This window comes from Anaerotignum sp. (genome assembly GCF_017483025.1).
Taxonomy (GTDB): domain Bacteria; phylum Bacillota; class Clostridia; order Lachnospirales; family Anaerotignaceae; genus Anaerotignum_A.
Genome location: NZ_JAFUMA010000113.1, coordinates 30,650 through 41,119 on the forward strand (window position 1 = coordinate 30,650; position 10,470 = coordinate 41,119).

At 45.0% G+C, this 10,470-nt stretch carries 15 protein-coding genes; 2 read left to right on the top strand and 13 right to left on the bottom strand.

The window, feature by feature from the left end; translation table 11 throughout:
* The 3 genes from der to IJ369_RS09810 form a co-directional block, all read right to left on the bottom strand.
* Complete coding sequence (gene der, locus IJ369_RS09795) at positions 1 to 1,326, bottom strand: ribosome biogenesis GTPase Der (RefSeq protein ID WP_290718566.1); 1,326 nt, start codon at positions 1,324 to 1,326, stop codon at positions 1 to 3.
* Positions 1,327 to 1,469: 143 nt separating this feature from the next.
* Positions 1,470 to 2,276 carry a peptidoglycan editing factor PgeF gene (gene pgeF, locus IJ369_RS09800; RefSeq protein WP_290718568.1) on the bottom strand — a complete coding sequence of 269 codons (807 nt, stop codon included), beginning with the start codon at positions 2,274 to 2,276 and terminating at the stop codon, positions 1,470 to 1,472.
* A 92-nt stretch (positions 2,277 to 2,368) separates the two neighbouring features.
* Complete coding sequence (locus IJ369_RS09810; protein WP_330612992.1) at positions 2,369 to 3,502, bottom strand: ribonuclease HII; 1,134 nt, start codon at positions 3,500 to 3,502, stop codon at positions 2,369 to 2,371.
* Between the two features lie 156 nt (positions 3,503 to 3,658).
* On the opposite strand from IJ369_RS09810, the gene IJ369_RS09815 reads away from it, so the two are divergent.
* Together IJ369_RS09815 and IJ369_RS09820 are read left to right on the top strand one after the other, a co-directional pair.
* Positions 3,659 to 4,438 carry a PhzF family phenazine biosynthesis protein gene (locus tag IJ369_RS09815; protein WP_290718570.1) on the top strand — a complete coding sequence of 260 codons (780 nt, stop codon included), beginning with the start codon at positions 3,659 to 3,661 and terminating at the stop codon, positions 4,436 to 4,438.
* Positions 4,439 to 4,652: 214 nt separating this feature from the next.
* On the top strand, positions 4,653 to 5,741 hold the full coding sequence (locus tag IJ369_RS09820; RefSeq protein ID WP_290718572.1) for an epoxide hydrolase family protein: 1,089 nt from the start codon (positions 4,653 to 4,655) through the stop codon (positions 5,739 to 5,741).
* 299 nt (positions 5,742 to 6,040) lie between these two features.
* Here the strand turns inward: IJ369_RS09820 and IJ369_RS09825 are convergent, their stop codons facing one another.
* From IJ369_RS09825 to IJ369_RS09870, 10 genes are all read right to left on the bottom strand, one after another.
* Positions 6,041 to 6,805, bottom strand: a complete 765-nt coding sequence (locus IJ369_RS09825; RefSeq protein ID WP_290718574.1) for a sigma-70 family RNA polymerase sigma factor — start codon at positions 6,803 to 6,805, stop codon at positions 6,041 to 6,043.
* A 19-nt stretch (positions 6,806 to 6,824) separates the two neighbouring features.
* Positions 6,825 to 7,082: a hypothetical protein gene (locus IJ369_RS09830; protein WP_290718576.1), complete on the bottom strand. Its 258-nt coding sequence runs from the start codon at positions 7,080 to 7,082 to the stop codon at positions 6,825 to 6,827.
* Positions 7,057 to 7,278 carry a hypothetical protein gene (locus tag IJ369_RS09835; RefSeq protein ID WP_290718578.1) on the bottom strand — a complete coding sequence of 74 codons (222 nt, stop codon included), beginning with the start codon at positions 7,276 to 7,278 and terminating at the stop codon, positions 7,057 to 7,059. The genes IJ369_RS09830 and IJ369_RS09835 overlap by 26 nt, the downstream gene beginning before the upstream one ends.
* A gap of 60 nt (positions 7,279 to 7,338) precedes the next feature.
* Positions 7,339 to 8,175: a hypothetical protein gene (locus IJ369_RS09840; protein WP_290718580.1), complete on the bottom strand. Its 837-nt coding sequence runs from the start codon at positions 8,173 to 8,175 to the stop codon at positions 7,339 to 7,341.
* Between the two features lie 3 nt (positions 8,176 to 8,178).
* Positions 8,179 to 8,598: a hypothetical protein gene (locus IJ369_RS09845; protein ID WP_290718582.1), complete on the bottom strand. Its 420-nt coding sequence runs from the start codon at positions 8,596 to 8,598 to the stop codon at positions 8,179 to 8,181.
* A 200-nt stretch (positions 8,599 to 8,798) separates the two neighbouring features.
* Positions 8,799 to 9,068 (bottom strand): hypothetical protein, encoded by a 270-nt coding sequence (locus tag IJ369_RS09850; RefSeq protein ID WP_290718584.1) that lies wholly within the window; start codon positions 9,066 to 9,068, stop codon positions 8,799 to 8,801.
* 13 nt (positions 9,069 to 9,081) lie between these two features.
* On the bottom strand, positions 9,082 to 9,318 hold the full coding sequence (locus IJ369_RS09855; protein WP_290718585.1) for a hypothetical protein: 237 nt from the start codon (positions 9,316 to 9,318) through the stop codon (positions 9,082 to 9,084).
* A 73-nt stretch (positions 9,319 to 9,391) separates the two neighbouring features.
* Positions 9,392 to 9,580, bottom strand: coding sequence for a hypothetical protein (locus IJ369_RS09860; RefSeq protein ID WP_290718587.1), 189 nt, complete (start codon positions 9,578 to 9,580; stop codon positions 9,392 to 9,394).
* Positions 9,581 to 9,645: 65 nt separating this feature from the next.
* Positions 9,646 to 10,149 (bottom strand): hypothetical protein, encoded by a 504-nt coding sequence (locus tag IJ369_RS09865; protein ID WP_290718589.1) that lies wholly within the window; start codon positions 10,147 to 10,149, stop codon positions 9,646 to 9,648.
* A gap of 117 nt (positions 10,150 to 10,266) precedes the next feature.
* Positions 10,267 to 10,470: hypothetical protein (locus IJ369_RS09870; protein ID WP_290718592.1), on the bottom strand; the 204-nt coding region annotated here is incomplete at its 5' end.

The window sequence follows — 10,470 nt, forward strand, 5'->3', positions numbered from 1 at the left end:
TCAATCTTTTTCCCCTTTTTCTCTTACAATGAAATGGATGGGTGTACCTACGAAACCAAAGGCTTCCCGCAGCTGGTTTTCGATATATCTGCGGTAAGAGAAATGGAACAGTTCTCTTTCGTTTACAAAGATAACGAATGTAGGGGGTTTTACGGAAACCTGTGTCATGTAGTACAGTCTCAGCTGGCGGCCCTTGTCTGCGGGGGGCTGCTGCATGGCTGTGGCTTCGATCAGCACTTCGTTCAGCACACCCGTGCTGATACGCAGCGCATGATTGTGGTGTACTGTATTGATCATTTCCAGCATACGAGTGATACGCTGACCAGTCAGGGCAGAAATGAATACACAGGGCGCATAATCCATATATTTCAGTTCCATGCCAATATCTTTCAGATATTTGTTCATGGTCTTATCATCTTTTTCGATGGAATCCCATTTATTGACAGCGATAATTGCCGCTTTGCCTCTTTCATGGGCAATGCCGGCGATCTTTGTATCCTGATCTGTGATGCCTTCGTTGGCATCGATCACCAGAATGGCAACGTCACAGCGTTCCACCGCAGCAACGGCGCGGATGATACTGAAACGTTCGATTTCTTCTTTGATCTTGCTCTTGCGGCGCATACCAGCTGTATCGATGAAGATATATTTCTGTCCATCGATTTCGATGGGTGTATCTACGGCGTCTCTTGTTGTGCCGGCGATATTGCTTACGATCAGTCTGTCTTCCCCCAAAATCTTATTGATCAGGGAAGATTTGCCTACGTTGGGTTTGCCGATGATGGCAACGCGGATGGCATCGTCTTCTTCCTCAGAAGCATCTTTTTCAGGGAAGTGTGCAATAACCTGATCCAGCATATCGCCCAGGCCCAGAGCCTGTCCCGCGGAAACGGGCATGGGATCGCCGATACCCAGTTCATAGAATTCATAAACAGCCATGCTGTCACGTTTTACGCTGTCTACTTTATTTACCGCCAGAACAACGGGTTTCTTTGTGCGGCGCAGCATATTTGCTACTTTCATGTCATCGTCTGTTACGCCTGTTTTTACGTCTGTCACAAACAGGATAACGTCTGCTGTTTCGATGGCGATCTGTGCCTGCTGCACGATCTGTTTCTGGATGATCTCTTCGGAACCGATCTCCATACCACCGGTATCAATCAATGTAAATTTGCGGTCCAGCCATTCCACGTCAGCATAGATACGGTCACGGGTTACGCCGGGTGTATCCTGCACGATGGAAATTCTTTCCCCTGCCAGTCTGTTGAACAGGGTAGATTTCCCTACGTTGGGGCGGCCTACCACAGCTACGATAGGTTTGCTCATAGTATAATACCTCCAACCTGCTTTGCAGTTATTTTACAATTTTTTACAGATGGGCATAAGAGCCCAATTTTCCATTCTGTTTAGTATACCACAAAAAGAAAGGAAGTGCCAAGATTTTTTGCACTTCCTTCTGCATTCTTCTCTTAAATCAGTTCCATAATACCTGCCATAACACCGCGTTTTTCGCCCATGCCTCTATGGGAATAAAAACGTACCTGATCGCATTTAGTGCAAAGGCCGCTGATTTCGATATCCTTCACGCCCATTTCCGCCAGCAGTCTGCGGTTGCACTCCCACAGGTCCATTTTATATTTGCCTTCCTGAGAAGGGTCAACTTCCACGATGTCATCTGTCCATTCAATGTTCTCTTTAAATAAGTTTAACACAGGTTCGTCCATCTGGAAACAGCATTTACCAATAGAAGGGCCAATAGCCGCTGTCACGTCTGCAGGGTCTGTTCCAAAGGCTTCCATCATGGCCTGCAGGGTCTTTTCTGCCATACGCTTGCCTGTGCCCATCCAGCCGCAGTGGGCCACCCCGATAGCCTTGTTTTTCTTATCCAGCAGGAACACAGGCACACAGTCCGCGCCAAAGATCACCAGAGGGATATTCTTTTCATTTGTGATAAGACCATCCACATCCGTATAGCCTCTGTCGATCCAGACACCCTTGCCCTTGTCTTCTGCTGTCACTCTGCGCACATTTGTGGTGTGGGTCTGCTGAGATGTCACATAGTTGTCTGCCGTAAAACCAACGGCATCCGCCAGGATACGATAATTTTCCCATACAGGTTCCTTTGCTTCTCCACGGGAAAGCCCCATGTTCATGGTTGCCCAATGCTCTGTGCTGACACCGCCGTGGCGGGTGGTGAAACAATGACGCACCATGCCTGTTTTCTCTAAGTTTTCAAATGTAATGTATTCTAAATCGCCTTTTTTAACAATTGCCATTTTATTCTCCTTTTTCGATGGACTCCGTCCCTCACTTGGCCAGCGCCCTTGCCGCAACGGGGTGCAGGGGTTGAGCTCCTGCTGGGGGTATCTTACAGCTGGAATGCATCCTCTGTATAACGGAAGTATACCTTGCCGTCATTGTTCAGTACCTCTGCCACATCAAAGCGAAAATCGTAGCCCAGCTGCTCCAGACAATTCTGGGCAATATAGGCCTTCGCCGCACGGATGATGTGCTGCTGCTTCCAGTGATTCACCGCCTCCGCAGGCGTTCCCATCTCTTCATTTTTTCTGTATTTTACTTCCGTAAAAACGATATATGTATCTTTTTTGGCGATGATATCGATCTCGCCTTTCAGGGCATGGAAATTCCTCTCCAAAATCTCATAGCCCATTTTCTCCATCTGCTTTGCCGCAATGGCTTCCCCGCGATGACCCTTGTCCGTCGTCGTTTCTCCATCCTGGGGCAGGAAATTTTTCACGAAGGTTTTCCGATGGATGGGCGTGATACCCAGTTTTTTGATGCCCTCAATATGCTCCGCAGAGCCATAGCCTTTATTCGCCGCAAAGCCATAACCGGGGTAAACCTCATCGAAGGCTTCCATCATACGGTCACGATAGACCTTGGCAATAATACTGGCCGCCCCGATGGACATGCTCTTGGCATCCCCTTTGATGATGCCTTTCTGGGGTGTAGAGACCATAGGGATGGTCACCGCATCGGCAAGGATATAATCCGCTCTGGGGCTCAGCTGAGAAAGAGCATCCCGCATGGCCTCATAGGTTGCCTGCAGGATATTGATTTCGTCGATACGCTCATTGGAAACGACGCCGATGCCGTAGGACACAGCTTTTTCCAGAATGATATCATAGAGTTCTTCTCTCTTTTTGGCGGAAAGCTTCTTGGAGTCATTGACTCCTTCGATTTTGCAGCCTTTCGGCAAAATCACCGCCGCCGCCACCACCGGCCCTGCCAGCGGGCCTCTGCCCACTTCATCGATACCGGCAACCAGTTCATAACCTGCATCCCAACAACCACGCTCGTAGGTCAAGATTTCTTCCAGACGCTCCAATTCCTGCAGATGCTTGTCATATTTCTTCCGAAAAGAGGTCAGCAGGTTTTGGACGCCCTTTCGGCTGTCTGCTTCAAATTGTTTCATCTGTTCCGGCAGTGTTTCCATGGAACAACTGCTCAAAATTTCTTTGATTTCACTGATAGACTGCATATGACCTCTCCTCTCCGTCCGCATTATCATACTATATTTTCGACTTTCTTGCAACGAAAGTGTATGACAGACAATTTTCGAATTGTATGTAGCCTACTATTGTGCTATGATTAAATCAGAAAAAATCGTATTTTACATATAAGGAGGTCATTTAGTATGAAATGTTACCATGTTGACGCTTTCGCTGAAAAAGTATTCGAAGGCAACCCCGCAGCGGTTTGCGTGCTGGACAAATACCCTTCCGATGAGCTGATGCTGAAAATTGCCATCGAAAACAATCTCTCCGAAACCGCTTTCGCCGTAAAAGAAGGCGAAAACTATCACCTGAGATGGTTTACCCCCGGCGGTGAAATCGACCTGTGCGGTCATGCCACTCTGGGTACATCCTACGTACTGTTCTCCTTCTTTGAAAAGGAAGCAACATCCATCACCTTCAACACCATGAGCGGTCCTCTGACTGTTGTGAAAAAAGGTGACCTGCTGGAAATGGACTTCCCCGCATATGAACTGAAAGAAGTTCCCGTGACAGACCAGATGGAAGAAATCTTTGGTGTAAGACCCGTGGAAGCATGGCTGGGCCGTGACCTGCTTTGTGTATTTGAAAAGGAAGCCGATGTAGTGAATATGGCACCCGATCACGGCAGAATCACAGAGCTGGATGGTCTGCTGCAGCATGTGACAGCCAAAGGCACAAATTATGATTCCGTATCCCGTTCCTTCTGCTCCAAACTGGCTATCACAGAAGACCCCGTTTGCGGCAGCGGTCACTGCCATATCGTTCCCTTCTGGGCACAGAAACTGGGCAAAAATCAGATCATTGCAAGACAGGCCTCCAAACGCGGCGGCACACTGCACTGCAATCTGAATGGCGACAGAGTAACACTGGCCGGCTCCGCAGTGCTGTATTCCATCGCTGATCTGTATGTAGAAGAATAAAGTTTCCGTTCCTTCCTCTTTCGGAAATAAAAAAAGCCCCCCCTGCATAGATGGGCGTCCACAAAACAGTATTTAGTATGCCCGAAGAAGCCCGACCTTCTTCGGGCGTTTCTTTGAGTAGGCGGTAGAACTTTTTGCATATTTCTGATATACTTCACTCAACAAAAGAGTAAGATAAAATTTGAATTTGCTGAAGAAAGGAGTGCTCATCAGTATGAAAGAATTCCGCATTGATTTTGGCGAAGAACAGCTGGAAGAACTTCGCCAGCGTATAGGATCTACCAGATTGCCAAGATCATTGAACAATGAGAATTGGATTTTAGGAACGAACAGCGATTATTTGCAGACGCTTCTTGATTATTGGCGCGATGGATATGATTGGTCGCGTAAGCAGCGAGAATTGAATCAGTATCCCCAATTCACATGTGAACTGGACGGACTTACCGTTCACTTCTTTCACATTCCCGGTTCACGCAAAGACGCAATGCCGCTGCTGCTGACGCACGGATGGCCTGACAGCTTCCTGCGCTATGCAAAGGTATTCCCTCTGCTTTCAGATTACGACCTTGTGGTGCCATCGCTGCCGGGCTTCGCATTTTCAACGCTGCCACCGAAGGGCTTTCTAAACAATGCTGAAGTTGCCGAAATATGGCACCGACTGATGACAGAGGTGCTGGGATACAAAGAATATGCGGCATCAGGCGGTGATATGGGCCGCGGCGTAACCTGCTACCTCGCCACACGTTATCCGCAGGAAGTCAGGGGTATCCACCTCACCGACGTGGGATTAGTAGGCGAACTTATTTCTGCGGCAGATGAGAAATTGACACCTGCTGAACTCTCCTATAAACGCAAGGCCATTGAATGGCAGCGTATGGAGGGCGCATATATCAACATTCACAGCACAAAACCGCAGACGCTGGCGTATTTGCTAAGCGACTCTCCTGCAGGTATGGCAGCTTGGATAACAGAGAAGTATCACGCTTGGAGCGACTGGCCGCTGTTGACCATGGACGACATTCTTGACTGTCTGACGCTCTATTGGATGACAAATACGGCCTGCACCTCCATTCGTGCCTATCATGGTAATAGTTTTACGTTGCCACCACTTGGCAAAGTTACTGTCCCAACAGCCATTGCTGCCTTTCCTCACGATGTTCTCCCTGCGCCGAGGGAGTGGATAGAAAAGAACTATCCCGTCATAATGTACACTGAGATGCCGCGCGGTGGGCACTTCACTGCTCTTGAGCAGCCGGAGAAATTCGCAGAAAACATTTCTCAGTTTATGAATATCATCATATAACTCTATACACATGGAAAGGCTCAGTTAATTTCAATTTATCGGGCAGTCGAAAATCCCTGTGGACTTGTTGGCGGCAAACGGTTTAAAAAACAAAAAAGCATCCGTATGATCGTAACCATACGGGTGCTTAACTGTTTTACGGAAATCGCCCTATTTCAGGGGGCTTTTTTTATTTTTATACTTCCATTGTCATTTAGGGATTTTCTTTCAGTTTTCCCCATGATTTCAGGCATTTTCAGCACTTCACATTCCTTTTTTATGGTCTATTTTTCGCGATTTCCATTTATAATGGTACGCTTTTAGTACGCCCATCTTTCCGCAGCCTTTTCCCTTTTCAGCACGGTATATTCCACAGCACTACAGCCAGAATTGCGCCACATGGAGAAGCTACCTCTATAGCCACATCTGGAAATAATATCATCCTGATATACTTTCAGCTTTTCTCGGTTCTTTCCTCGTCTCAGATGGCGCAAGGCTTCGGCTTCCCTACCTCTGCACAAACCTTCTGTAATGCCATGTCTTTCTGCAATCTGTCGGATGGTCATCCCCCCAAAATATCTTCCTCGGATAGTATACGCCTGATCTGCGTTAAGTGTATCAATGCAGCCTTCCAAATCAGAGCGCAGTCTTTTGGTGTAATCCATATCTTCAATACGCTGCAAATCATCAGCGGCGGTTTCGTCCTCCAGCAGATCCTCTAGTGTCGATTCTTCCTCGCCTACTGGCGTGCTAAGGCTTTTTGCATTGTTAAGCGGTTCTTTCCTGCCTTGCTGAGTTCTGACACCACACAGAGCATTAAAAACATTCTGTAATGGGTATGTCATAAAAGATAAAAATAAAAAGCCCTTGTCTGGATCATAATAATTAACGGCAGCCATAAATGCAAAATATGATTCCTGCTTCAGATCATCCAGCGTAACGCCTGCTCTGGCGCATAATTCAGAATGTAAATAGTAATAGTCTGCCGCTTTGGCGTGGGCAAATCTTTCCACACGTTCCCATAAAGAGGGGGTAAGTTCTTGATTCCCGCCTTTGATTACCATTACCAATTCTTCATTTGTCATTATGCCACCGCCTTATATATTAAGCCCCTTTGTTTTCTTCTGGTTTATCATCGTGCAAAGCACCAATCAGGCCGATAAGTGCATTGTATGCTTTCTGGTATCCTGCCGGAATATCACTAAGAGGTACTACCTCTTTAATGTTTTCCGGCTCTGCCAAACAATCTAATAGATTCGTTTTTTTCTCGCTGCCGTCATCATAAACAACCTTTACATATACGCCCATAATGGCTATGGCCCTATCCAGCAGTTTATTAACCTTTCTGTAATTGCAATTCATTTAACATCCTCTCCAATCCATCAATCTTTCTTTCCTGCTCATCCACACGCAGGCTTGTCAAAATACTATTGCAAGAGTAAATAATGGCGTTGGCTGTTTTCGGTTCGATTTGCCCGTTCAACAGCATATTATTGACACGGCTTAAGGCACGCCTTACCTCAGTTGCCGTGCTGGTTTTCAGCCTTAATTTTGCCATAATATCACCACCTTATAAAAAGGGGATACTGCGTAACACAGTACCCCCAGCATATACCTATCAAACTGTCACTGCCTGATAATAGATTGCTTTTGTTTTGTTTTCCATAACAAAGGCATCGTAACAGATACGGCCCTCTACCAACCAGCCATTCACGCCGGGAGGGTTATCATGCATTTTGTAGTCTTCCAGTTTCTTAGGTGCTACTGTTGCAGAAGGGTGCACCAGCATAAAGCCGAAGCCTTCGGGCAGTCTGGAGGCAGGTACTTTGATAACATTCATACCGTCCAGATTAGAGATAACACCTTTCAGTCTCAGATCATTACCAATGTCTGTTGCCATTGTAATATCCGCACATTTTTTCATCAGCTGATATACATCAGGTGTCACGATCAGGTTTCTTCCTGTTTCAGGTACCAGTGCATCATCCAGAACTTTAGACGCTTCAATGATATTATCGTAGATATTTTCTGCTGTCAGTGTTACGGCTTCGGGCTTTGTACCAGCCTTTTCACACATAACGCCAAACACATAAGAATCAATCTCAGGAATAATAACTTCCCTCTGCTGTCTGGACAGGGCTGTTGCTGCTTCCAGTGCCATACCCGTTTCGTCTGCATCCAGCTTATCAATGGCAAATGTAAAGGATCTGTCCTTTTTCAGTGTCATTTCTTCTGTTGTTGCATCCAGGGAAGCCACTTCACCATAACGGGAAGCATTGGCACCTGTGCCAGCTCTGTCATAGTCATTCATTGGTGCTGTAGATACTTTGTAGATTTTAACCGCATGAGCACCAGCCCAGTCAAAATCGTTATTTGTCAGTAATGTCAATTTGCTTTCCTTTGTGAAAATCTCATCCACATAAGGAGCGTACTTTGTAATCAGTTCAATCGCCATAAATTATTCTCCTCCTCTTTGGATACCCATGGCAGCCATGATCTGGAGGGCTTCGGCATCAAAGTTTCCTTTGCCAACCCCTTCCATATCCGCTGGTCTGTTAGGGTTTTCGAAATAGTTTTTATCTTTCACAAGCGCATTATAGATTTCCTCATCCGTTTTTCCGCTGTTTTCCGGCTCAGCTAAAGCCTGTTTGAACTTGGAATACACGCCCTCTCTAGTCAGATCATTGATAAACGCTTTATCCTTTACCAGACCGTCAAAGCGTGCCTTATAACCGCTTTCTGTTTTCTCCGCTTCCAGTTCAGCAACCAGAGCATCATATTTCAGCTTGTACTCGTTTTCATTTTTCTCTTTGTACTCTTTGAGCCTTGCGCTTACGATGTTGTTTACTTCTTCCTGGGTAAATGTTTTTTCAGACATATATATTCCTCCTTTTTACGCTCTGAGTGAGCTGCATATCTGATCGTGGAAATTAAAAAAGCGCAGGAAGGTTTTATTTACCTTTCCCACGCCTTAATATTGGCTTACAGTTATGTAACTGCGGTACTCCCTACGCTATTCATTTACAAGGGGTATTATACCATAAATCCCTTGAAATATCAATGTTTACGGTTGGTGGCTTAAATACCTCTAAATGTTTCACTGATGCACCCTTTCGGGCATTTTACTTCATAAAAACTATTATGTTTTTCCATCTGCATTTTTTCGCCGCAGTACAAACAAACCTTATCTGTCGAGTTGTTTTTCTGGTAATCAGTAATAACTGCATCTACCAAACTAACTTCCGCTTTTAGTTTTTCGAGATACTCTTCATATTCTTTATCATCCAAAGTCAATGCATCGGAAAAATCGGATGGAATATCATCAATATAAGTTTCCTTCGGTGTCATTGTTTTCACTCCTTCATCCGATTGCAATCTGCTTTTCGGTTGGCGCGCCCTCTCTGGTAATCACTCTATATAGATGTGGTAGCAGATGCTCATATCCTTTCACAGTGTCTCCATCTGCCAGCCTCAAACACTCGAATTTTTCTATTTTTCTATCAAATAGGATTTGTCCAGACACTTCTTTTGCTTCAAGTCCATAAGCGTAAACAATGTAGTTTTCAGTATCTTCAATCTTTTTTATGTACCACCACATATTATTCACACTCCCTTCATCTTAGGGGGTATTATAGCGAAAAACCCCTGAATTATCAAGGGTTCCGCAGTTTTTACATATTGTTTTCAGGTCGGTTTGGTAGGGTTAAGCTGCCTTTTCTGGGGATGTAAACATGGCTGTATTCGTGTCCATCCAGTACCCTGTAACCACTGTTTACGCTGTCCAGAAGGGGCTGTAACAGCCCCAGGACGTATTCTTTTTCGTATTCGTATGTATAACTGATGTTCAGTTTGATTGACATTTCAGCACCTCCAATTTATAATTTAAGTGAGTATTTTGTTTTGTCCCTTTGTGTATCCTGCCAGATCACAGGGGACTTTTTTTATTTGCTTTTTTTCTGCGCGCTCTTTCCGCTCTTTTGCCCTGGATAAATCCATATTCATATAAAGCCTCTAACGCTCTAGGGTTCTGTTTTACAATACGATCAATTATAAAATTATTAGGTTCATAGTTTTGATCACAAACAATATAATTGCTTGTAATTTCTTTAGCCCATAACGCTTCCCTTGCATCTACAATTTCTTGCATACATTTTAAAAAACTATCTCCTGGATTACTCCTTATCATTGCTTCACGCTCATCCTTATCAGCTTCTAAAAATGCAATTGCATTAAAACGATTTTGTGTATATCTGCTATTATCCATATTTAAGATAATGCGTCCCGTATTAAATTCAACCTGGGCATTTAGGTCTTTTAATGTGCGTGTCGGACCAAACTTTGCGGAATATTCCATTGCAATGTCAAAAGTTAGATCTCCCAATCTGCAGCCCCAAATATTTCTTTTTTCATCGATCAATGTATAACTCATACTCTCACCTTTCTTTTTGCCAGTTCGTTCCACTGTTCATCGGACATCATAGGGATGTTGTACAAAGGAACTTCTTTTGCTACAACCAGAATAACTACTTCTTTGTTCTTCCTCATATTAAAAACCTCCTTCAATCTCCGCTGTTGCCTGCTGGTAAAGGTATTCCAGATCAACAGCAGCATTTACTTTCTGTCCTGCCTTTACAATCTGGATCACATGGTAACCGCCCTCAGCAAATCTCTTTTCGATACAGTCTGTTACATTCAACCCCAGCATTTCCACCGCTCGGATCATATCTGCATCATATACCACCGTTTCCAT

Coding starts and splice junctions, on each gene's coding strand:
- der (WP_290718566.1), bottom strand. CDS start 1,326: ATGAGCAAACCTATCGTAGCTGTGGTAGGCCGCCCCAACGTAGGGAAA.
- pgeF (WP_290718568.1), bottom strand. CDS start 2,276: ATGGCAATTGTTAAAAAAGGCGATTTAGAATACATTACATTTGAAAAC.
- IJ369_RS09810 (WP_330612992.1), bottom strand. CDS start 3,502: ATGCAGTCTATCAGTGAAATCAAAGAAATTTTGAGCAGTTGTTCCATG.
- IJ369_RS09815 (WP_290718570.1), top strand. CDS start 3,659: ATGAAATGTTACCATGTTGACGCTTTCGCTGAAAAAGTATTCGAAGGC.
- IJ369_RS09820 (WP_290718572.1), top strand. CDS start 4,653: ATGAAAGAATTCCGCATTGATTTTGGCGAAGAACAGCTGGAAGAACTT.
- IJ369_RS09825 (WP_290718574.1), bottom strand. CDS start 6,805: ATGACAAATGAAGAATTGGTAATGGTAATCAAAGGCGGGAATCAAGAA.
- IJ369_RS09830 (WP_290718576.1), bottom strand. CDS start 7,082: ATGAATTGCAATTACAGAAAGGTTAATAAACTGCTGGATAGGGCCATA.
- IJ369_RS09835 (WP_290718578.1), bottom strand. CDS start 7,278: ATGGCAAAATTAAGGCTGAAAACCAGCACGGCAACTGAGGTAAGGCGT.
- IJ369_RS09840 (WP_290718580.1), bottom strand. CDS start 8,175: ATGGCGATTGAACTGATTACAAAGTACGCTCCTTATGTGGATGAGATT.
- IJ369_RS09845 (WP_290718582.1), bottom strand. CDS start 8,598: ATGTCTGAAAAAACATTTACCCAGGAAGAAGTAAACAACATCGTAAGC.
- IJ369_RS09850 (WP_290718584.1), bottom strand. CDS start 9,068: ATGACACCGAAGGAAACTTATATTGATGATATTCCATCCGATTTTTCC.
- IJ369_RS09855 (WP_290718585.1), bottom strand. CDS start 9,318: ATGTGGTGGTACATAAAAAAGATTGAAGATACTGAAAACTACATTGTT.
- IJ369_RS09860 (WP_290718587.1), bottom strand. CDS start 9,580: ATGTCAATCAAACTGAACATCAGTTATACATACGAATACGAAAAAGAA.
- IJ369_RS09865 (WP_290718589.1), bottom strand. CDS start 10,149: ATGAGTTATACATTGATCGATGAAAAAAGAAATATTTGGGGCTGCAGA.